The following is a 20949-nucleotide window of genomic DNA, read 5'->3' as shown; positions in this document are numbered from 1 at the left end:
GCGTCGTGAGTCGTCCGCGCGTCCTTCTCCTGTGGCCCGGCTCCGACGGCGCCGCCTCCGGCAACTTCGGCGTGCCGCAGCTGGTCGGCTTGGGGACGTACCTCGAAGCGGAGACGCGCGCCGAGGTGACGCTCGTCGACCTCTCCTGCGAGCGCGCCTTCGGCAAGGTGGACCTCCCGAAGCTCTTCGAAGGGGCGGACGGCAACGGCTACGACGTCGTGGGCTTCTCCTGCTACTCGTCGTTCGACTATTTACCCCTGTGCGCGCTGGCAGAGCTCGCACGCGTGAAGCTGCCCAGCGCCATCCTGGTGGCCGGCGGCTACCACGTGAGCGCGCGGCCCGACGACTTCGTCTTCGACGGCTCACCGTTCGACGTGGCCGTCGTTGGGGAAGGGGAGCGGCCTCTCGCCAAGGTCGTGCGCTCGGCCGCCGGCGGCGCGCCCCTCCGCGGCGTCGTCCTCGGGCCCGACCCGATTTTGTCGCTCGACGAGCTCCCGGAGAGCAACTGGTCGCTGCTCTCGCGCTACCAACCGATCGCGCGACGCGTCGCGAGCCAGGTGGAGGTCTACCTCTCGCGCGGCTGCCCCTTCGACTGCGCATTCTGCATGGAGAAGGCGAAGCGCGAGGTGAGTTGGCGCGGCTTCTCCGTGGATCGCGCGATCCAAGAGCTTCGGAACCTCCACGCGTTTCTCAATCCGGGTGGCGGTCCCGGCGGAGACTGGACCGTCTACTTCGCCGACGCCCTCTTTGGCATGCCCAAGGCGTGGCGCCGCGCCTTCTTGCAGCGCCTCGCGAGCGAAGGGTTTCCCGTCCTCAAGCACTGGCTCCTCATTCGCGTCGACATGGTCGACGAAGAAGACATGCGGCTCTTCGCCGACGCGAACTGCTCGCCCGGCTTCGGCCTCGAGTCCGGCGATCCCGACATGCTCGCCACGATCCGCAAGGCCGGGCGTCTTCACGACTACCTCGAGCGCATGCTGGAGATCAGCGAAGTGTCGCGGCGCTTCGGCGTGCCCTGGGGCGCGAACGTCATCGTCGGGCACCCCGGCGAAACGGAAGAGACGCTGCGGCGCTCCGCGGCGTACATGCGGAAGCTCTTCCTCGAGCCCGAGTCGACCATGGGCTTTCTCTCCGTCGATCCGTACCGGTTCTACCCCGGCTCACCCATCGACGATGAGCGGCAGGAGTACGCGGCGCGTTTCGGAACGCGCATCCACAGGCCCGAGTGGTGGAAGGACGGCGATCAGGCGTTCCTCTCCGAGTGGGTCGACCCGTCACGCGAGCTGTCGTACCGGCGCCGCGACGAGCTGATGACCGAGGAGTTCGCGCCCATCTTGCGTGAGCTGCCGGCGCGCTTCGCGCTGCAAGGGCCGGCACGGCCGTATTTCCTGCGCGCCCTCGAGGGGCAAGTCGAGCAGTTCTCCGATTCCGTGAGGCTCGCGTACGCCGATCGCTACTACGCGTGGCAGAAGTACACGGGCCAGAGCCGAGCGGCCCAGCGCGAGCTCGAGGGCGACGCGGCGGCGGCGGCCTTGTGTCAGCGCGAGCGAGAACGCTCTCTCTCGGACGTTGCGTCGCGCGCGACCGTCTCGAGCGACGTCCGCGCCGCGCTCGTGGAGACGCCGCGAGAGCTTCATGCGCCGCTCGACGCGCTTCGCGCGAGCACGCGGGACGTGGCCATCGCGCTCGACGGGAGCGGCGCCGCCACCGTGAGCGCGATGCACGCGTACGCGCGGACGTACGAGCTCGCGCAGATCCGCGCCGGGGCTCGCGTCCTCGACTTGGGTGCGGGCACCGGTTACGGCACCGCGCTGCTGGCGCGCCTCGTCGGACCTACCGGCCTGGTGCGCGGCGTCGAGCTCGACCCGGCCCTCGTTGCGCGAGGCGCTCCGCTCCTCCGCGCCTTCGCGAACGCGTCGCTGATCGCGGGCGACGCGTTCTTGGAGGCGTCGTGGCAAGTTGATCGCGGGCGCGCGCGCGCGCGATGGGACGCCGTCGTGGTCGGCTTCGCCGTGGCGGAGATCCCGCCGGAGTTTTTCGAATGGATGGGCGACGCGACGCTGGTGATCCCTCGTGGCCCGCGCGGCGCGCAGCGGCTCGTGGTGGCGCGCCGCGTACGCGCGCGAGGGCAGGGGCTCGAGGGGGCGGCCGCGCCCATCCGCATCGAGGAGCACGATCGCGTGGAGTACGTGCTCGCGCGTCGCGAGGTGCCGGAGCCGGCGCCGGCTCGCACCGAGGCTGACGCCGAAGCGGCGCACGTCGTCGCGCCGCCGGGCAAGGTGCGGCTTCCGGTGGTGCGGGCGCCACGCCCATAGACGAACGCCGTGGTCCGGCGCGAACCGCCGCGATCCGTGGCGCAAAGCGCGCTTCTTCGCTACCGTCTCGCGCCCGTGAGCTCTTTCAAAGTTGTCGCCCGTTCCCAAGACCTCCTAGGGCAGGGCCCCCACGCGCTCGCCGCCGGCGACACCGATCTCGTCGTCTTGCGAACGCCCGGCGGGCAGCTTCGCGCCTTCGAGGGGCGCTGTCCCCATCGCGGCGCGCTCCTCGGTGAGGGAGAGCTCCACGACGGCGTGCTGGTTTGCCGCAATCACCGCTGGCGCTTCGACGTCGAGAGCGGTCGCCGCGACGGCGGCCCCGAGTGTTTGGCCGCGTGCCCCATTCGGGAAGAAGGCGGCAATGTGCTCGTCGATGTCACGGCGCTCACCGAGGCGCGCGACGCCGCCATCCTCGGCGAGAACGCGCGCCGCGTGGAGGAGTTGCCCGGCCCGCCGCAGCTCCCGCTCATCGGCTCGTCGCATGTGCTCGACCCCGACCGTCTCCACTTGCAGCTCGAGGCGTGGGCGCACGAATACGGAACGCCCTACACGTTCAGCATCGGGCCGCAGAAGACCGTCGTCTTCAGCGACATGAACGAAATGGCGCCGATGTTCCGAGAGCGCCCCGAGCGCTTTCAGCGCGGGTCAAACCTCGCGCCGGTGTTCAGGGAGCTCGGCGTCGAGGGGGTTTTCTCCGCGGAGGGCGCCGCGTGGCGGCCGCAGCGGCGCTTGTCGATGGAGGCCCTCTCGCACCGGCACCTTCGCGGCTTCTACCCGACGCTCGCGACGGTGGCGGGCCGCCTCAGGGCGCGCTGGCTGCGCGCAGCGGAGCGCGGCGAGTCGCTTGATTTCGCCGAGGAGCTGAAGCGCTTCACCGTCGACGTCACGACGCAGCTCGTCTTTGGCTACGACATCGACACCATCGGCAAAGAGGACGACGTCATCCAAGAGAAGCTGGGGCTCTTGTTCCCTGCGTTCAATCGGCGCCTGTTCGCCGTCATTCCCACGTGGCGCGTCGTGCGCATGCCGTCAGACCGCGCCGTCGATCGCGCCGTCGCCGAGCTCCGCGAGTGGATCGGCGGATTGGTTCGTGCGTCGCGCGAACGGCTGGAGGCTGATCCGGCGAGGGCGGCGTCACCGGCGAACTTCCTGGAGGCGATGCTCGTGGCGCGCGACGAGCGCGGCGAGCCTTTTAGCGACGATGCCATCTTCGGCAACGCGATGACCATGCTCCTCGCTGGCGAGGACACGACGGCGTACACGCTCGCTTGGGCCGTCCATCACCTGCTCGATGCGCCAGCGGAGGTGAAGGCCCTTCGCGAGGAGCTGCGCAGCGTGCTCGGCACGCAGCCGGTGCCTCCCGACATCGAGGTCGCGAACCGGCTCCAATACGCGGGCGCCATCGCCAACGAGGCGATGCGCATCCGTCCCGTGGCGCCGATGTTGTTCTTCGAGCCGACGCAGGACGCCGTCGTGGCGGGCGTGGCGCTCAAGAAGGGAACGCTCGCGGTCGCGCTCATTCGCGCCCCGGCCATGAGCGAAAAGAACTTCGCCGCGCCGCAGGAGTTCAGGCCCGCGCGGTGGGTCGATGGCGCGGGCCTCGACGGACCGCACGAGGCGGGAGCCCACCAACCCTTCGGGTCGGGCCCGCGCATCTGCCCCGGTCGAACGTTGGCGCTTTTGGAGATGAAGCTCCTCTTGGGGACGCTGTTTCAAACGTTCGACGTCGCGCGGGTCGGTGACAAGCGCGACGTCACGGAGGTGTTCTCGTTCACCATGATGCCGCGGGGGCTCAACGTGAAGCTGCGCCGACGCGGGCTCGCGGTGTAAGCGAGGCGGGGGTGGGGCGTGGCGAGCGAGAGAAGCTGATGGTGGCCGCCCGGCACGCCGGTGTTCTCCTCGCCCTCGCCGTCGGGTGCGCGCCGACGAAGGCGTCCGGTCCTCCGGCCCCTGACGCGCAGACCGCGGACCCAAGTGCCGCCTGCCTAGATCTCCCGGATGCGGCGGACTGGCGCGTCCTCCCCCTGCCGAACGCCGACCGTCGGTATCCCGTCGCCGTGTTTCGGTTCGACGACGCTCGTGACTGCTTTGTCCCGGTCATGGCCGAGCTGCCGGGCTTGTGCATGCGCATCGCTGTCTCAACAACGGGGCAACTTGGCAGTCGCTGCGTCTTCTCGGCGCAGGCGACCTCTACTACATGCTCTGGTACAGCGGAGCCGAGGCGTTTGGCGCAGGCTGGGTGGCCGGGGACGACGCGCCGCTCGACGACGGGGTGCGATGCCGTAGAGACCATCCAGCTGCCACCGAAGAAGTGAGCGACGCGGGTGGTTTGTCGCACCGCCGCATTGCAGGCCCGCTTTGTCCTGGGTGAGGGGACGTTCGACGTCGCGCGGGTCGGTGACAAGCGCGACGTCACCGGAAGTGTTCTCGTTCACCATGATGCCGCGGGGCTCAACGTGAAGCTGCGCCGACGCGGAGGCTCGCGGTGTAAGCGAGGCGGGGGTGGGCCAGGCTCGCCAAGACTGTCGACAACGGCGCTCATAGCGTTACGTTCGGCGCTACCGCTCCGGGAGGAATCAGGATGGACGCAGCCACCGCTAACGATCACGCCTTGGTCCAAGCCGCGCTCGACGCGGCGACCGACGAAATTGGTGACCGGGTGACGAGCGCGCTCCACAGCGGAAAGGCCTTGGGCGAACTCGCCGTCGTGGTGGATCGTGCCTTCGACGGCGGCCTTTCGATCGAATGCGTCCTGCGCACCGAGGTCGCTCGGCGGCTTGGCAAAGACGCGCGCCTCGGCGGCAGCGCTCAAGCCACTCTGGTCGCCGCGTGCAAGGCGGCGCCGCACGACGAGCTCCCCATCGTGCTTTTCGTGCAGACCGAAGGGTACCTGGCGGTCGGCATTCGCCGAAGCCAGGGGGCTCTCTACACGGTCCACTGAGGGGCGAGGTCGGGGTCGGGGTCGGGGTGACTAGGGTCCTACGGACCCGTCGACATGACTGGACGCCGTCCCCTGCGTGGGCTCCGTCCAGTAATGGTCGAGGTCGAGGTCGAGGTCGAGGTCGAGGTCGAGGTCGAGGTCGAGGTGGTACAGTCTAAGGAGATGGTAACCCTCGAGATAGGTCGTCAAGCGGAGATAGAGGTGACACTCCGGCATGCGAACAACGGCGGAAGTGCCGTGGTTTGGAAAGCGAAGAGTGTCTTGGAACAACAGATCCACTGGTGCTTCGCTACCGCGCGGGCGAGCGAATGACGGAGCTGAGTCGGGAGTACGGCGTGAGCCGGAAGACCGGCTACAAGTACGTCGAGCGCTACGAAGCGCGGGCGATGCCGGGCTCGTGGACCTTCGCAGCGGCCCAAAGCAGACGCCGGCGGCGCTGGCGGAACAGTTCGTGAGCCTCATCGTCGACGCGCGGCGGCGGCTCCGACGTGGGGTCGAAGAAGCTCAGGGTGCTTCTGATGTCGGAGCACCCGGCGTAAAGCTGCCGAGCCAGAACAACGGTTGCCAACGTGCTTCGTCGCCAACAGCTGACAGTGCCGCGACGTCGTCGCGGCGGGTGGCGGCTTATCGCGCGCCGCCCCGACGGACGCGAAGGGCCCCAATTCCAGGCTGTGGTGCATGGACTTCAAAGGGCAGTTTGAGCTCGGAGACGGAACGGTCTGCTACCCGTTTACGGTCACGGACGCCTTCAGCCGGTACGTGCTCGTGTGCGAGGCCTTCGACGGGACGGCCGGCAAGGGCGTGCGAGCGGCACTCGAGCACATCTTCAGGGAAAAAGGCCTGCCGCGAGCTATTCGAAGCGACAACGGCGACCCTTCGTTTCGCCGCGTGCGCTCTTTGGATTGAGTCGACTCGGAGCGTGGTTCGCGCGACTCGGGATCCTCCACGAGCGAATCGAGCCTGGGTGTCCGCAGCAGAACGGACGCCACGAACGGATGCATCGCACGTTGAAAGCAGAAACGACACGTCCTGCGGCTCGGACGCTGCTCGGCCAACAGGAACGCTTTGACGCCTGGCGCTCGTGCTTCAACGAAGAGCGGCCCCACGAGGCGCTTGGGGTCGAACCCCAGCCAGCGCGTACGAGCCTTCGCCGCGCGTCTGGAAGAGGCGAGTGCCCGGCCCGGTTACCCCCTGCCGACATGACTCGACCCGTTTGGAAGGAGGCATTGTCGCGATCGATCGGCGTCGGCGCTTCAGCCTGACGGCGTCGCTCGTCGACGAGCAGGTCGGACTTCGAGAGGGTTGAGGACGGGAAGTGGCTGGTGAGCTTCGTAGCCCGTGACCTCCGGTCACTACGACGCAAAAGAGAAAGGCGATTCATCCCCTCAGTCGCCACAGAAGAAAATAGGGAAAGAATCGGCGATAGCCGCAGAGTAGAAAATCCATCCGCCGAAAGTGTCACCCATCTCCATGGACTGTCACCTATCTCCTTGACCGCTCATAGTGTGCATGACCGCAACAAGGGCTGCTGCTTGCGCGATCGGCCCGAGAGTTGGTTGGTCCTGCCTAAGACGCGCACACCGCGCGCCAGCGCCTTCTCGCTGACACGCGGAAGAGCGTGGCGCCGTCACGCGGTCTGCGCTGGGGAAGGCATGACCAACCAACTCTCTGGCCTCCCTCACCACAAACTCATCGCCTACGGCGCCGCTGTGAAGCTGCTGCTGGCCGTCCGCGCGGCGAACATTCGCGATTCGAAGCTGAGAGACGAGGCGACGCGCGCGGCGAAGAGCGCCGCGCTCGATTGCGCGGAAGGCGCTGGGCGCGTTAGCCGGGCCGACAAGGCTCGCGCTTTCACCATCGCGCGCGGCGAGGCCGTCGAAGCCGTCGCCGCCGTCGAGCTCGCCGCCCTCTGCGGCGACGCCTCGCCCGAGTCCGCCGCAGAGTGCGTAGCCCTCGCACAGCCGCTCGTCGCCATGCTCACGCGCCTCATTCGCTAGCTCGGCTTCGGTCGAGGCCTCAGCGAGGCCTCGACCAAGCTCTCTACCTCGCCAGCGCGATGAGCATGCCCCTTAGCCGATGCGCCGCCGCAAGCACCTCCTCGCGCGCCCTTCCGCGATGGCCCCCAACGCGAGCGCCAAGTCGATGGCCGCCACCACCTCGCAGAGGCTGTTGCGCGCGATGTAACGCGCTTCGCGACACCCGACGGGGTGAAGTAGCGGCGGCGCATGCCAGGCGCGTCGTTGGGCAAGCCTTCGCTGAGCTGAAGGAAGGTGCTCACGCTCGCGCGCTCGGCCTGATCCCGCAGCTCGCGATGCGAAATCTTCGCGCCGTGCACAGCCATCGCCATCGCCTTCGCGACCGCATAGGCATCAAGTTTCTGAAACTGGGAATTGTTCCGTCATGTTCGGCACCTCTCCCCCCGCCGCCGAAGGCGGCGAGGTGCCGAACATGACGGAGCGAGTCCCTTCGAAGCGTTGCCTGTTGGGCGAAGAAGCTCCTTCCCCTGCAAGCGCAAAGTGCCGCCCTTAGGCGGCACGCGCTTGCGAGTGAGTCCTCACCGCGAGTGCGCAGGTCGGCAAGGTCCGAGGTCGGGGTCCTGGTCGAGGTCGGGGTCGAGGTCGAGGTCGAGGTCGAGGTCGAGGTCGAGGTCGAGGTCGGGGTCGAGGTCGAGGTCGAGATCCCGGTCGGTGTTGCGTGAGGCGGGCGGGGCGTGCCGAGCGAGGGAAGCTGATCGTGGCCGCCGGGCACGCCGGTGTTCTCCTTGCGGGACAAGCCAAAGCCCGGCAACCCTGCGGGGCCGGCCCCGCGGATCGGATGTCCACAACGGCGCCCACAGCGTTTTACGTTCGCGTCACCGCCCGGGGAGGAATCAGATGGACACGGCCACCCCGCACGATCACGTGCGTCCTGCGCGCCGACGTCGCTCGGCACCTTGGCAAAGATGCGCGCCTCGGCGCCAGCGCTCAAACCGCGCTGGATGACGCGCTCGGGCGTCCACTGGTAAACCCTGCCGGCGGAGAGAAACGCGACGAACGCGCGCGGCGCCCGCAGCCCTCGGCCGTCATCGAAGCCGCGCGTGAGGCCGCGCTTTTGCGCCGAACGAGAGACTGGAGCCCCGTCCGATGCGGCTGCTAAGCTTGTCCTCGTGTCCGAGCGCGTGAACCTGAGCGATCCCGACTTCGAGCCAACCGACGAGCAGCTCGTGGGCCTTTCGACTCGCGCCTTCGCCCACGTGAAGGCTTCGCGAGACGCCGCGCGCGTACGAACACGCGACGCGATCGCGGTCGCCCGCGCCGCTGCGCTCGCTCGCCTGGTGGCGGCGAGAGCGCGCCTTGGACAGTCGGGCACGTGAATCCGGTTCTGCTCGTGATCGCGGGCCCGAACGGCGCCGGCAAGACGACCATCACGGGCCGTCTTCGCGAAGAGAAGTGGAGCGACAACGTCGAATATCTCAACCCCGACGAGATCGCTCGCGACCAATTCGGCGACTGGAACTCGCCGGACGCCGTGCTCAAGGCGGCTCGATGGACCGAGGCGCGTCGGGAAGAGCTGCTCGTGGCGGGTTTCGGCATCGCGTTTGAGACGGTCCTTTCGACGGAGAGCAAGATCGACTTCCTCTTGCGCGCGAAGGTGGCCGGCTACTTCGTGCGCGTCTTCTTCATCGGCACGAGCGATCCTCGGATCAATGCGGCGCGCGTTGCTGGCCGCGTGATGGAGGGGGGGCACAGCGTGCCGATCGACAAGATCGTCGCCCGCTACATCAAGTCGCTCGCGAACCTAGGACCGTCCATTCAGATCGCCGACCGCGTCTACATCTACGACAACTCCATCGAAGGTGCCGAGGCCCGCCTCTGTGCGCGCACCCATGGCGGGCAACTTCGAAAGGTGTACGGCGAGCTGCCCGAGTGGGTCGCGGACGCGACGAGTGGCCTCGAGCCGCATTCCGCCTTCGTGGACCTCCGCGTCGCGTGAGGCGCGACGCACAGCATGCGCGCTCAGGTCGAGGTCGCGCCCTCGAACCCACCAGCCGCGGTACCATCCCCTCAGCATGGCAACCCCGCGCCACTGGAGGACCGCATGCGTCATCGCGTTACTCCTCGCCGTCGGTGGCGCCGGTGCCGCGTACGTCGTCTTGAGGCAGGCGGATACAGACCCCAACGAAGGGCAATGGGACCTCGAACCCATCGCCGACGCGTCGCCCGACGCTCGGGCCGGACGAAAGACGAAGCCCCCCAAGAAGGGCTCGCGCAAAGGCAAGCCAAGCGCCGGCGGCGGCCGAAGCGGCGGCGCCCGCGGTGTCGGCGGAACTGCCGGCGGAATTGCCGGAGGGAGCGGAAATGCCGACGGCGACGAGGATCCCAGCCCCGTCGCCGCCCGTCCCTTCACCGGGCGCGGACCCGCCGGCCCCACCTACGAGGCCGCGATCGCCTCGAACAAGCGGGACATCACCATCGGAACGCAGGGCCGCCCCGACCTCACCGACGTCCAGCTCTCCGGTCCCATGCGGAGCGGCCGCTTCGTCGGGGAGTGCGGAGCCCCCGACAGCATGAAGGTGACGGTGAAGGTCGCGATCAAGTTGGGGCGCCCCGTCGGCGTCAGTGTCACCACAAGCCCATCAGACCCGGACGTCGCGGGCTGCGTCGACCGCTACGTGCGCACCTTCTCGTGGCCCTCGAACGCCAACATGGACTCGTTCACGACGACCTACTGACGCGCCCGCGCTCGGCTGGGACGGCGGATCATCGGCTCAGCCCCGATCAACCGCACGAGGCGGCGCGGCCCCGTCGCCCGCCGCTTCAATGGCGTCGAGAAGGTCCTGGCGCCCGAAGGGCTTCGCGAGGACCTGGAGCACGCGCAGCGACGCCGCGCGGCGCTGCAGGTCCTCGTCGTTGCGCCCGGTCATCAGCACGACCTTCAACGCGGGGCTGATGCGGCGCAGCGCGGCGATCAACGCAGTGCCCGTCATCTTGGGCATCGATTCGTCCGACAGGAGCACGTCGAACGTTTCGGGCGCGCGCGTGAAGACTTCGAGAGCGGCCTCTGGGGACGTCAAGGCCGTGACGGTGTGGCCGCTTTCGCGGAGGATCTCACCCGCCACCTTCGCGATGGGCGCCTCATCGTCGACCAGGAGCACGCGCAAACCTTGCCCCATCGCACGATGTGGACGGCGTGGCGTCTCGGCCGCCAACGCTGTGCCCGAGGGAAGGTGAACCACGACGGTGGTGCCCTCGCCGGGCGCGCTACGGAGCTCGACCTCACCGCCGTGCTCGCGGACGACGCCGTGAACGATCGACAAGCCCAAGCCGGTGCCTGCGCCGAGCGGCTTCGTCGTGAAGAACGGCTCGAAGGCGCGCCTTTGGACCTCCGCGTCCATCCCTGGCCCGTTATCCGTGACCGACAACACGACGCCGCTCTCGGCGCGACGGAGCGAAATCGCCACCCTCCCACCGCGCTGCTCCAGCGCCTGAAGCGCGTTGCTCACCAGGTTGGCGAGCACCTGCCCCAGTTGAGCGGGATCGGCCAGGACGTAGAACGGTTCGTCGGGCACGTCGATCACGAGCTCGATCGTGGCTGGCAGCGACGCTCGCACGAGAGACGTGTCGCTACGTACGATGTCTCGCAAATCGACCGTCGCCTTCTTCGGCTCTTGCCGGCGACTGAACAGGAGGACGCGCCTCACCAGGTCGCTCGCCCGGTGACTCGCGACGCGGATCGCGTCCAGGTACTCCTGGACTCGGTGCTCGGAGCTGAGCTCGCGCTGCGCGAGCTCCGAGTAGGCCACGATCGGCGTCAAGACGTTGTTGATGTCGTGCGCGATGCCCCCTGCGAGCATGCCAAGGGTCTCGATCTTGTGCGAGTCTCGCAGCCGCTGCTCGGTGCGTTTGAGCTCGTCCTCGGTGCGCTTCTGCTCAGTGATGTCTCGCGTGAGAATGGAGAGACCGGTGACTTGCCCGTGCTCGACCACGGCCCCGACAACGCTCGCGTACCAGGCGTCGAGCTGCGGTACATGGACGTCGTAGGCGGTGGCTTCCCCGGTCCTAAAGGTCTTCTCGAAAGCTGCGCGCATCGCGTCGTGATGCTTGGCATCGACGAAGTCAAACGGCGTGGCCCGGCCGATGAGCGACTCGCGCGAGAGGCCCGGTGCCGTGTGATTGACGTAGGTGTACCGGTGCTCGCGATCGATCACCACGACGAAGTCGAAGGGGTTCTCTGCGATCGAGCGCCAGCGCTCCTCGGCTTCGCGCAGAGAGCGCTCCACGCGCTTCTGCTCGCTGATGTCCTTGATGGTGGCGCAGCGCGCGACGACGGCGCCAGTTTCGTCCGTCAACGTGACGGTCGCCACGGTCACGTGAAACCGCTCGCCGTTCTTGCGCTGGAGCACAAGATCGCAAGGCTCCGAGCGTCCAGTCGCGCTGCGATGAACGGCCGCTTCGAGGTTCGGGAGCTCCTCGACAGGCCAATACGGATACGGCGCGTGCTTGCCGAGCAGCTCGTCGCGGCTGAACCCGAGCATCGCGCACAGCGCGTCGTTTACGTAGCTCTGCTCGCCGCTTGCGTCGACCACGGAGACCCCATCGAACATGGCCTCCACCATCCTCGACAACAGCCCCGAGCTTTCGGTTGTCAGCATCGGTCCCCCCGGCAGGACCCCGCGGCCCCGGGGCGAGCATATCGCCGAGCAAAGGCTGCAGGTGCAGACTTTCGGGAGGTTCGCCCGACCTTCGTGATTGGCGTTACCCCGGAAGGCAACCTTGGCGGCGTGAGCTGTCGAGCTCGTGCTCACGCGTTGGATTCGCGGAGCCGCGCTCGTTGCGTGAGCCCCTCCGCCGCTCGCTCACGGGAAGCTCACTTCCTCCACCGAGCGAATCGCCCCGTTCGGTCCGTTGGCGTACGTCGTCACGCGATACGACCCGTTGGGCAAGTCGATGCCCGTGTGCGTCGCGAAGGCCGCGTTGCTGCCGCAGCGGTACGGCGTCCACGAGCCGCCGCCGCTCTTGAGCTCGAGCGAATACGTGCCGCGGAGCGGCGCCGTCGCCGACGGCACCACGACGTCCTCCACCTCGAGGCGGTTCAACGTGATGGTGGTCGTCGTGCCGGCCGCCATCGGGTAGCTCGCGACGTCGGCCTGATCGCTGAAGGCCACGCCGCGATTCAAGGCCACCGGCACGTCCGCCGGCACATAGACGGGACCCGCGCCGAGCTCGCGCAGCGCCGGGCTCTCGCTCCAACGGGTGGCTGTGTAGTTCGGGTAGCGATCAATGTCGTTGCGGAGCGCACGCAAACGAAGGCAGTTCTCGCCGACGGTCGGGTAGCTCGGATCGATGGGGTCGAACTGAAGCACGAGCGTCGCCGTCGGCACGACGAGATCGGCGAGCGCGCCCGCGGTGAGCGTGCCGGTCCACGTGAACGCGCCGGCCGTCACGTCGAAGCGGCCAGCGTGAGCCGCGAGCGCGATCTCGGCTCCCCCGGCGCGTAGCTGGTAGCCGCTCGTGCCCTTCACCAAGATCTGATTCGAAGCGAACCAGGTCGAGTGGATCGGGTTTGCGTAGCGGATGCGCAGGCCCGCCGGCGTGAAGGTCTCGGCGGCGCCCGCCCTCACCTCGATGGAGCTCTCCGAGGCGGGGAGGGTGAGGCGATACGTGTCCGGCGGCTTGCTGAGGGAGTCGCCCAGCTTCACGGTGCTGCCGCCAAAGAAGAGCCCCTGGTCGAACGCGGCCGTCGCCCACGAGGGCTTCGTGATGCGGACGACGCCCTCAGTCCCCTGCGGCTTGATGCGCTTCTTGACCGCGTCGGCCGACGTGCCTTCGTCGTCGAGCTCGCCCGCGCCGCCGCACGCCACGAGCGCAAGGGTAGCGACGAGCGGCATCGCGAAGAGCGAGCGGTGAGGGGAACGGGAGAATCTCGTGCGCATGGCGTCCTTTCGGGAGCACCCGCGGGCGTCCGTTGCCCGAAGGAGCCGTGCCGCGCGGCGAGGTCGCAGGGATTCGTTCGCGGGCCCGCTCCGGGTCGTGGTGACTAGGGTCCTTCGGACCCGTCGACATGACTGGACTCCGTCCACTGCGTGGACTCCGTCCAGTAATGTTCGGGGTCGCCCGGCCGCCCCAACCGGTCTACGCCCTCATCAGCCTCGCCAGCACCGCCCGCGTCGCATCCTCCGCCGCTTCCCGCGTCGCAATGGCCGACAAATCCAGCGATGCGATCCGCTCGGCGAACGCGTCCCTGAACGCCGTCTCCTGAACAAGCATCGCGCACGCGTCGATGGCTGCGCGCTCCGCCACGCTGTGATCGGCCGGCCCGTGCATGACCGCGAGCTCGTGCAGCGCGACGAGCGCCGCGTGCATGGCGGCAGCCCCCTCATCGCCAGCCGCGAGGCCCACGTACGCCAGCGGCCTCGGGCGCTTCAGAAAGCCGCGCCCGGCTCGCGCCAACTCGGCCGTGACGACGATGTCGAGGGAGCCCACGTGAGGCGCGATGGCGGCGAGGGCGCGCACGTTCGCCTTCATGGCCGGGAGCGCCGCTGTCGTGCGGGCTTCCGCCTCGGCTCCCTCCGTGGCCTCGAAGCTCGATGCGGCCAGCGCCATGTCGCAGAGCAAGAGATCCGCGAGCCTCGCGTCGCCGCTCTGGAGCGCGAGCAAACAGTCCGCGTCGGCGCCGTCGTCGGTCGAAAGCTCGCGCACGGACTTCTTAGCCGTCGCAAGGAAAGCTTCCACGTCCGGGAACAGTCGCGGCAGGTGTTGCGCCGTGAGGACGCCGTTCTGCGCGAGCGCGAGGAGCGCAGGCCGATCTTCGTCGAAGGGACGGGCCGTCTCCTCCGAAGCGGCGCCCGAGCGCGCCCCCACGAACGCCGCCGATCGCGCGGGCAGCGATGCTTGCTTCGGAATGGGGACGCGAGAGAGCGCGAAGAAGGCGAGCTCCTCGTAGACCGTCGCGGAGCGAATCACGTCAGTCGCCGCCGCTATCGCCCCCGCCCCCGCTATCGGGCGGAGGCGGGGAGAGGCACGGCTGCGGCGTTGCGTCGAGTGAACCGGCGTCGAAGGCGATGTCGAGGCACGGTTGCGGCTTCGCGTCGTTCACCGCGTCGTTCGCGGCATCGCCAGCGGCGCCGTCTTCCGGGTCGGCCCTCTTGCTCAGGCACGGCTGTGGCTGCGCTGCGATGACGCCGTCGCCGGCGTCAGGGTTGGACGGCGCGGAGGTCTCGCCGCACGCCGCCACGAGCGACGCGCCGGCAAGCCCCGCGAGCGCCGCCGCCACGAAGCGGGTGCGTCGCTCCAAGATCGCTGCGCGGTCCTGTTCGTCGGCCGCGGTTGGTGTCGCGGGTATCGGGGCCGCGGTGCTTGCGGGAGGCTTCTTCGCGTCGTCGGTCACAGCGCGAGAGTCGCAGCTCTTCGCAGGGGCGGCAAGCTCGCCCTCGTCTCCCGTAGCGGCGGTGCGCGGACGCGATTTGTCGGACGAGGCCCGTCAGACGTACGTCAGTCGCGCTTCGGCGCGAGCTTGAGGCAAGGCTGGGGCGCCGCGCTCGCATCTTTTGCCGGCCGCCCACCGTCGCCGGCGTCGAGCACGCGTATGAAACTAAGGCACGGCGACGGCACAGCCTCGGCGTCGAGCTGGACCGGTTTACTCAGGCAAGGCTGCGGGCTCACGCCAGCGTCGGGGTCAGCGAGCGCCTTGCCGCACGCGAGCAAGGTCGCCCCCGCGAAGCCCGCGAGGGCTGTCGTGACCATGCGTCGACGACGCTCGAGGATCGCATCGCGATCTTCGTTCGGCGCCTTGGCGGGGTCCGTACCAGGGTTCGGCGCAGCGTCCGTCGCGCTCGCGTTCGCGCTGCCCGTGCCGTTCGTGTCGTCGTCGTTCTCCGCGCTCACGGCGCGAGCGTGGCAAGGAGCGCTCGGCGCGGCAAGGTCTCAGTAGCAGCCGCCGCTCTCGCCGCCGCCGCCTTCGTACCCACCGTAGGAAGACCCGCCGTCGTAGCCACCGCCGTAGCCACCGCCTTGGTAGCCGCCACCGTCGTACCCGCCGCTGTAGCTGTTGCCGTAGGGCTCGCAGCCGCCAGGCCCGTACTCGCCGCGCGAGTAGTGGCTCGAGCCTCCGTAGTTTGGGCCGTACTCGCCGCCGCCGTACTGCGCGCTGTCGTCAGGGGGCGCAGCCGGCGCGGCCTCGCGTGGCGGCGCTTGGCGCGGCGTGTCGTTCGGGACCGGCGCTTCGTTGTTCGGGTCGAACGCCGGCGGCGGGAGATCGCTTTGAGCCTCCGGCAGCTCCGGTGGCAAGTCACTCCGTGCCTCCGGCAAGGCGAGATCGGTGCGGGCTTCGGGCAACGCCGGCGTGAGACCCGCGGGCGCGATCGCGGGGGCCGGGTCGAAGGGCGCGAAAAGCTCGCTTTGCGCGTCGGGCAACGACGGAGTCTCGGCGGCCTGAAAGCCAAACGACCGCACGGGCCGGATGGACTCGAGCGCGCGGCCGCCTGCGACGCCACCCAGCGCATCGACGTCCAGGGAGCGGAAACCAGCGATGGAGGGAAGCATCGACATTTGAGCAGCAACATTTGAGCCCGTCTCGCGGGGCGAACTGGCGCACCAAAGGGAGGGCATTTGGCCCGACGTCTGGCGCCGCCACGGCACCGCGCGATCCACGCGTCGCTGCGGGGAGACGGCCATGCTGGCGGTGAACGATTCCAGTGGCGTGGCGCAAAAGTCCCGCTAGAGCCAAACGCGACCTCTTGTGCGTGCGACAGGTCGGACGAGCAGGCCCCCCCACTATGCGCATCTTGGTTTGTGACCACGACACCGCCGCGACCAAAACGGTCGCTGAGCACCTCTTGGGCTGGGGCTTCGAACCCGTCGTGATGAGCTCCGGCGTGGACGCCTGGCGCGCCCTTGACCGAGACGACCCGCCCCCCGTGCTCCTCATCGGCTGGGACACGCCGGGCCTCTCGGGCCTCGAGGTCTGCCGCATGCTCCGCTCGACGCCGCAGGGTGCCAACGTCTACGTCATCGCCCTCGTGGAGTCGAAGGCGACCGGCGACCTCATCGAAGGCCGCGAGGCCGGCATCGACGACGTGCTCGTCAAGCCCGTGATCGGTCGCGAGCTCCGCTTTCGGATCGCGCGGGGACTCGCCTTTCGCGAAGGGCGGCCGAGGCCGCGCATGGCGAGCCTCCCGCCCGGCAGCGTCACGCCGTCGAGCATCCCTCCGCCCATGGGGTCGCCGATGGCCTCGCCCGAGTTGCGCGGACCCCGCGCATCGGAGCCCACGATCACGCTGGGTGGGCGCTACCGGCTCGAACGACTGATCGCCGAAGGCCCGCGCTCCACCGTATGGCTCGCGCTGCATCTGTCGCTCGGCATCAACGTCGCCATCCGCTTCATGAAGGCCGACGCCGCTGAGCTCGCCGACTATTCATCCTTCGAGGCCGACGCGCGGGCCGCCGCGCAGCTCCGAAGTTCGCACGTGGCGCGCATCTATGGGCACGGCAGCCACGAGGGCCTCCCTTACTTGGCGATGGAATACCTCGCGGGCGAGACCCTCGCCGATCGCGTCGCGCGCCGGGGCCCGCTCACGATGGCGGAGACGGGAGCGCTCGTTCATCAATTGGTCGACGCGCTCGGAGAGGTGCATGGCGCGGGGCTCGTGCACGGCAACGTGAAGCCCGAGAACGTCGTGCTCTTGCCCGCCGCGGATCACAGCGCGGGGTTCGTCGCAAAGCTCGTCGACTTTGGCTTCGTGCAGCGCGCGCTCTCTCCCAACGCCAGCGGCGCCGTCACGACGGGCAACGCGGCGACGACGAGCCCTGAATGCCTGCGAGGTGACGTCACGCCCAACAAGGCGCTCGATCTCTGGGCCCTCGGCGCGACCATCTTCACGGCAGCGACTGCGGCGCGCCCTTTCAACGGGGACACCTTGGCGCAGATTTTCGCGCGCGTGTGCCTGGAGGCTCTGCCCGTTCCCTCGCAGTTGCACTCGGGCTTGCCGCCGGAGTTCGACGCATGGTTTGCCAAGGCGTGCGCGCGCGATCCGCACGTGCGGTTTCGCACCCTCGCCGAGATGGTCGAGGCCATGGGACCGACCAGCCGCGCGCCCGCAGCGGGGGCGGGGGCCCGCGCAAAGACCGGCCCGCCCCGGCCCACCCCGCGGTAGCGACATCAAGATTTCACAAAGATGAACCGGCCCAGGCCACGGAGCCCGCGCTCCGAGCGTGCCTCAGCTAGATCTGAGCCGTGACCGACGACGACAGGCCCGATCCGGAAGCGCTCCTCGCGAGGGTCAAGGCGGATCTGGCGAGGGAGAGCCGCGGCAAGCTGACGATCTTCTTCGGGGCGTCACCGGGCGTTGGGAAGACCTACGCGATGCTGGAGGCGGCGCGCCTCGAGCGCGAGGCCGGCCGCGACGTGGCCATCGGCCTCGTCGAGACGCACGGACGCTACGACACGGGCGCGCTCGTTTTGGGTCACGAGCTCTTGCCACGCCGCCAGATCACGCATCGCGGCATCGAGCTCGAGGAGTTCGATCTCGACGCCGCCCTCGCGCGGAAGCCCGCGCTGCTCCTCGTCGACGAGCTCGCGCACACCAACGCCGAAGGCTCGCGCCACAAGAAGCGATGGCAGGACGTCGAAGAGCTGCTCGTCGCGGGCATCGACGTCTTCACGACGCTGAACGTGCAGCACCTGGAGAGCCTGCGCGACGTCGTGACCCAAGTGACTGGCGTCGTCGTCAAAGAGAGCGTGCCGGACCGCATCTTCGAGGCCGCCGACGACGTTCGCATCCTCGACTTGCCCATCGATGAGCTCTTGGACCGGCTCCACCAAGGGAAGGTCTACGCGCCCGCGCAGGCGGCTCACGCAGGAGAGAACTTCTTCCGTCCCGGCAACCTCATCGCGCTCCGCGAGCTCGCCCTTCGCGTCACCGCGCAGCGCGTCGACGCCGAAATGCGTCGCTATCGCGATGCTCAAGGGATCGACCGGACTTGGCCCGTCGGCGAGCGGCTGCTCGTCAGCGTGTCGGCGAGCCCCGCCTCGGAGCGCCTCATTCGAAGCGCACGCCGCCTCGCGGCGGGGCTGCACTGCGACTGGATCGCGGCCTACGTGGAGACGCCCGCCGCGCTCGGGATGACCGCGAGCGACAAGGCGCGCCTCGCGCATCACCTGGACCTCGCGCGGGCCCTCGGCGGCGAGCCGGTGACGCTCGCGGCGGAGCGTGGCCCCGAGGCGATCGTCCGCTTCGCACGGACGCGCAACGTGACACGGATCCTCGTGGGCAAGCCCACGCACGCTCGCTGGCGCGACCGGCTTAGGGCGCCGTTCCTCGATGAGCTCGTGCGTCTCTCCGGCGACATCGATGTGCACGTCTTGTCGGGCGAGCCGCTCGACGGGCGGCCGCGGGCAGGGGAGCGCCGGCCGAAGCGTCGCGGCGCGTCGCCCTCGGCGTACGGTGCGTCGGTCCTCGTCGTGGTCCTCGCGACGTTGGTCTCGGACGCGACGTTCGGCAAAACTCAGCTCGCCGATGTGGCCATGGTCTACCTCCTCGGCGTCGTGCTCGTTGCGCTTCGGTGGGGCCTCGGGCCGTCGCTCACGGCGGCCGTCGCGGCGGTCCTCGCGCTCGACTTCTTCTTCGTGCCCCCGTACCTCACGTTTGCCGTCGCGGATCTGCGCCACGTGGTGACCTTCGCCGTCATGTTTGTCGTCGCCGCGGTCACCAGCGGCCTGACGGCGCGCGTGCGAGGCCAGGCCGACGCGGCGAGAGAGCGCGAGCTTCGGACCGCGAGCCTGTACGCGCTCACGCGCAAGCTCGCCGCGGCCAAGGCGCCGGCCGAGGCGCTCGCGCTGGGCGCGGAGCACATCGTCGACGTCTTCGGCGTGCGCGTCGCCGCTTGGCAAGGCAAGAGCCGGGACGCGGGTGCGCCGCTCGTGGCGGTCGCGCTTGGGGCCGCCGGCTACGAGCCCGACGAGCGAGAGCAGGCCGTCGCCGAGTGGGTGTGGAAGAACGGCGGAGCCGCAGGAAACACGACCGACACGCTGCCTTCGTCCCGAGGCCTCTACGTGAGCCTCGAGTCGCCGACGAAGCGCCTCGCCGTGCTCGGCGTCCTCGTCGCCGACGATGCGGCCCGGATAGGCGTCGATGAACGGCCACACCTTGACGCGTTCTTGGTGCAAATTGCGGCGGCGCTGGCGCGGACGACGCTCGCCGAGGAAGCGGCCGCGGCGCGCCGCGAAGTGCTGGCCGAGCAGCTCCGCAACGCGCTCCTGTCCTCGGTGTCGCACGACTTGCGCACACCGCTCGCGGTCATCACCGGGACCGCCAGTACGCTCCTCGACGAGCGCCTCGCGCCAGCCACGCGCCGCGAGCTGACCGAGTCGATCCTCCTCGAGGCCGCGCGCCTCCACCGCCTCGTGCGGAACCTCCTCGACATGACGCGCCTCGAGGCGGGTGAGGTGCGGATCACGCGCGAGTGGCAACCGCTCGAGGAAGCCGTGGGCGCGGCGCTGGGACGCACGCGAGCGCTGCTTGGGCGCCGCAGCGTTTCCACGGACCTCGCGGCCGATCTGCCGCTCGTGCCTTACGATTCGCTGCTCATGCAGCAACTCCTGGTGAACCTCCTCGAGAACGTGGCGAAGTACACGCCCGACGACAGCGCCGTCGAAATTCACGCGACGTTCAACCCGAACGCGGGCGAACGCGGCGAGGTGGAGATCGTGGTCGCCGACCGCGGCAAGGGGCTCGCGCCCGGCGACGAGGCGAAGGTCTTCGAGAAGTTCTACCGGGCGGAGACAGGTCCAGGGGTTCGCGCGGCCGGCGGGGGCGTCGGTCTCGGTCTGACCATCGCGAGGGGCATCGTGGAGGCGCACGGCGGCCGCATCTGGGCGAAGAACCGCGCCGGCGGCGGCGCCGAGTTCGCCTTCACGGTTCCGATCGTAGGCGAGCCGCCCACCGTGGAGGCTGAGCCATGACCGACGTTTCCCTCGTGGTGCTCGTGGTCGAAGATGAGCCGTCGATGGCGAAGTTCCTCCGAACCTCGCTGTCGACGGAAGGGTACCGCGTCGTGCTCGCGGCGACGGGCGCGGAGGCGCTCGCGCTGGCGCGCACGCACAACCCCGATGTCGTGCTCCTCGATCTCGGCTTGCCGGACATGGACGGGATGGACGTGACGAAGGCTCTCCGCGAGTGGTCGACGCGCCCCATCATCATCATCAGCGCGCGCGGCCAAGAGGAAGACAAGGTCCGCGCCCTCGACGTCGGCGCCGACGACTACCTGACGAAGCCGTTTGGGACGAGCGAGCTCTTGGCGCGGATGCGCGTCGCGCTGCGTCACTCGCAGCGAGTCCGCGAAGGACGCACCGAACCGGTGCTCGCCGTCGGCGATTGGCGCGTCGACCTCGACAAGCGTCAGGTCTTTGCCGGTGAGCGTGAGGTGCACCTCACGCCCAACGAGTACAAGCTCCTCGCGTACCTGATGAAGAACGCCGGCAAGGTGCTGACGCATCGGCAGCTCTTGAAGGAGGTGTGGGGTCCGGCTTACGCGACCCAGACGCACTACCTGCGGGTCTACATGGTGCAACTGCGCCACAAGCTCGAGGCCGAGCCCGCCGAGCCGCGGCGGCTCCTCACCGAGCCCGGTGTTGGCTACCGCTTGCGCACCGACGAGTGACGCCCCGCCCGTTCGCCTTGACGACTCCTTGATCTCCCACGCGCCACAATGGGCGCAT

General features: G+C 69.1%; 21 protein-coding genes. 14 read left to right on the top strand and 7 right to left on the bottom strand.

Features of this window, described 5'->3' with window-relative positions; translation table 11 throughout:
- Positions 1-5: 5 nt before the first annotated feature.
- From IPG50_04705 to IPG50_04690, 4 genes are all read left to right on the top strand, one after another.
- Positions 6-2315, top strand: coding sequence for a radical SAM protein (locus IPG50_04705; protein MBK6691490.1), 2310 nt, complete (start codon positions 6-8; stop codon positions 2313-2315).
- Between the two features lie 75 nt (positions 2316-2390).
- On the top strand, positions 2391-4145 hold the full coding sequence (locus IPG50_04700; GenBank protein MBK6691489.1) for a cytochrome P450: 1755 nt from the start codon (positions 2391-2393) through the stop codon (positions 4143-4145).
- A gap of 227 nt (positions 4146-4372) precedes the next feature.
- The gene (locus tag IPG50_04695) at positions 4373-4630 is read left to right on the top strand and encodes a hypothetical protein (protein MBK6691488.1); all 258 of its coding nucleotides are present in this window, start codon (positions 4373-4375) and stop codon (positions 4628-4630) included.
- 266 nt (positions 4631-4896) lie between these two features.
- A complete protein-coding gene (locus IPG50_04690; GenBank protein MBK6691487.1) occupies positions 4897-5256 on the top strand; it encodes a hypothetical protein in 360 nt (119 codons plus the stop codon).
- Positions 5257-5286: 30 nt separating this feature from the next.
- Here IPG50_04690 and IPG50_04685 read toward each other — a convergent pair whose 3' ends face one another.
- Positions 5287-5526 (bottom strand): hypothetical protein, encoded by a 240-nt coding sequence (locus tag IPG50_04685; GenBank protein MBK6691486.1) that lies wholly within the window; start codon positions 5524-5526, stop codon positions 5287-5289.
- Between the two features lie 11 nt (positions 5527-5537).
- Between IPG50_04685 and IPG50_04680 the strand changes: the two genes are divergently transcribed.
- From IPG50_04680 to IPG50_04650, 7 genes are all read left to right on the top strand, one after another.
- Entirely contained in the window at positions 5538-5711 is a 174-nt protein-coding gene (locus tag IPG50_04680) for a helix-turn-helix domain-containing protein (GenBank protein ID MBK6691485.1), read from the top strand.
- 223 nt (positions 5712-5934) lie between these two features.
- Positions 5935-6162 (top strand): hypothetical protein, encoded by a 228-nt coding sequence (locus IPG50_04675; GenBank protein ID MBK6691484.1) that lies wholly within the window; start codon positions 5935-5937, stop codon positions 6160-6162.
- Positions 6159-6518 carry a transposase gene (locus tag IPG50_04670; protein ID MBK6691483.1) on the top strand — a complete coding sequence of 120 codons (360 nt, stop codon included), beginning with the start codon at positions 6159-6161 and terminating at the stop codon, positions 6516-6518. Before IPG50_04675 ends, IPG50_04670 begins: the two co-directional genes overlap by 4 nt.
- Before the next feature lie 390 nt (positions 6519-6908).
- Complete coding sequence (locus IPG50_04665; GenBank protein ID MBK6691482.1) at positions 6909-7253, top strand: four helix bundle protein; 345 nt, start codon at positions 6909-6911, stop codon at positions 7251-7253.
- Positions 7254-8401: 1148 nt separating this feature from the next.
- On the top strand, positions 8402-8608 hold the full coding sequence (locus tag IPG50_04660) for a hypothetical protein (GenBank protein MBK6691481.1): 207 nt from the start codon (positions 8402-8404) through the stop codon (positions 8606-8608).
- Positions 8605-9228 carry a zeta toxin family protein gene (locus tag IPG50_04655; GenBank protein MBK6691480.1) on the top strand — a complete coding sequence of 208 codons (624 nt, stop codon included), beginning with the start codon at positions 8605-8607 and terminating at the stop codon, positions 9226-9228. Before IPG50_04660 ends, IPG50_04655 begins: the two co-directional genes overlap by 4 nt.
- Positions 9229-9304: 76 nt before the next feature.
- A complete protein-coding gene (locus IPG50_04650; GenBank protein MBK6691479.1) occupies positions 9305-9967 on the top strand; it encodes a hypothetical protein in 663 nt (220 codons plus the stop codon).
- A gap of 36 nt (positions 9968-10003) precedes the next feature.
- Here the strand turns inward: IPG50_04650 and IPG50_04645 are convergent, their stop codons facing one another.
- The 6 genes from IPG50_04645 to IPG50_04620 all read right to left on the bottom strand — a co-directional run bounded on the left by IPG50_04645 (position 10004) and on the right by IPG50_04620 (position 15776).
- On the bottom strand, positions 10004-11839 hold the full coding sequence (locus IPG50_04645) for a PAS domain S-box protein (protein MBK6691478.1): 1836 nt from the start codon (positions 11837-11839) through the stop codon (positions 10004-10006).
- Between the two features lie 252 nt (positions 11840-12091).
- On the bottom strand, positions 12092-13168 hold the full coding sequence (locus IPG50_04640) for a hypothetical protein (GenBank protein MBK6691477.1): 1077 nt from the start codon (positions 13166-13168) through the stop codon (positions 12092-12094).
- 199 nt (positions 13169-13367) lie between these two features.
- Positions 13368-14198 carry a hypothetical protein gene (locus tag IPG50_04635; GenBank protein ID MBK6691476.1) on the bottom strand — a complete coding sequence of 277 codons (831 nt, stop codon included), beginning with the start codon at positions 14196-14198 and terminating at the stop codon, positions 13368-13370.
- Position 14199: 1 nt separating this feature from the next.
- The gene (locus tag IPG50_04630; GenBank protein ID MBK6691475.1) at positions 14200-14622 is read right to left on the bottom strand and encodes a hypothetical protein; all 423 of its coding nucleotides are present in this window, start codon (positions 14620-14622) and stop codon (positions 14200-14202) included.
- 104 nt (positions 14623-14726) lie between these two features.
- Positions 14727-15119: a hypothetical protein gene (locus IPG50_04625; protein MBK6691474.1), complete on the bottom strand. Its 393-nt coding sequence runs from the start codon at positions 15117-15119 to the stop codon at positions 14727-14729.
- A gap of 39 nt (positions 15120-15158) precedes the next feature.
- A complete protein-coding gene (locus IPG50_04620; protein MBK6691473.1) occupies positions 15159-15776 on the bottom strand; it encodes a hypothetical protein in 618 nt (205 codons plus the stop codon).
- A gap of 233 nt (positions 15777-16009) precedes the next feature.
- Between IPG50_04620 and IPG50_04615 the strand changes: the two genes are divergently transcribed.
- From IPG50_04615 to IPG50_04605, 3 genes are all read left to right on the top strand, one after another.
- Complete coding sequence (locus IPG50_04615; protein MBK6691472.1) at positions 16010-17386, top strand: protein kinase; 1377 nt, start codon at positions 16010-16012, stop codon at positions 17384-17386.
- 80 nt (positions 17387-17466) lie between these two features.
- Positions 17467-20193 carry a sensor histidine kinase KdpD gene (locus IPG50_04610; GenBank protein MBK6691471.1) on the top strand — a complete coding sequence of 909 codons (2727 nt, stop codon included), beginning with the start codon at positions 17467-17469 and terminating at the stop codon, positions 20191-20193.
- Positions 20190-20891 (top strand): response regulator, encoded by a 702-nt coding sequence (locus IPG50_04605; protein ID MBK6691470.1) that lies wholly within the window; start codon positions 20190-20192, stop codon positions 20889-20891. The genes IPG50_04610 and IPG50_04605 overlap by 4 nt, the downstream gene beginning before the upstream one ends.
- Positions 20892-20949: the final 58 nt, after the last annotated feature.

This window comes from Myxococcales bacterium (assembly GCA_016703425.1).
Classification (GTDB): domain Bacteria; phylum Myxococcota_A; class Polyangia; order Polyangiales; family Polyangiaceae; genus JADJCA01.
The sequence above is the reverse complement of the archived record's forward strand: the minus strand, read 5'-3'. Positions and strand labels throughout refer to the sequence as shown.

What these genes read in the sequence shown, in the direction of transcription:
- IPG50_04690 (MBK6691487.1), top strand. Translation starts at nt 4,897, where the DNA reads ATGGACGCAGCCACCGCTAACGATCACGCCTTGGTCCAAGCCGCGCTC.
- IPG50_04675 (MBK6691484.1), top strand. Translation starts at nt 5,935, where the DNA reads ATGGACTTCAAAGGGCAGTTTGAGCTCGGAGACGGAACGGTCTGCTAC.
- IPG50_04665 (MBK6691482.1), top strand. Translation starts at nt 6,909, where the DNA reads ATGACCAACCAACTCTCTGGCCTCCCTCACCACAAACTCATCGCCTAC.
- IPG50_04650 (MBK6691479.1), top strand. Translation starts at nt 9,305, where the DNA reads ATGGCAACCCCGCGCCACTGGAGGACCGCATGCGTCATCGCGTTACTC.
- IPG50_04645 (MBK6691478.1), bottom strand. Translation starts at nt 11,839, where the DNA reads ATGTTCGATGGGGTCTCCGTGGTCGACGCAAGCGGCGAGCAGAGCTAC.
- IPG50_04640 (MBK6691477.1), bottom strand. Translation starts at nt 13,168, where the DNA reads ATGCGCACGAGATTCTCCCGTTCCCCTCACCGCTCGCTCTTCGCGATG.
- IPG50_04620 (MBK6691473.1), bottom strand. Translation starts at nt 15,776, where the DNA reads ATGCTTCCCTCCATCGCTGGTTTCCGCTCCCTGGACGTCGATGCGCTG.
- IPG50_04615 (MBK6691472.1), top strand. Translation starts at nt 16,010, where the DNA reads ATGCGCATCTTGGTTTGTGACCACGACACCGCCGCGACCAAAACGGTC.
- IPG50_04605 (MBK6691470.1), top strand. Translation starts at nt 20,190, where the DNA reads ATGACCGACGTTTCCCTCGTGGTGCTCGTGGTCGAAGATGAGCCGTCG.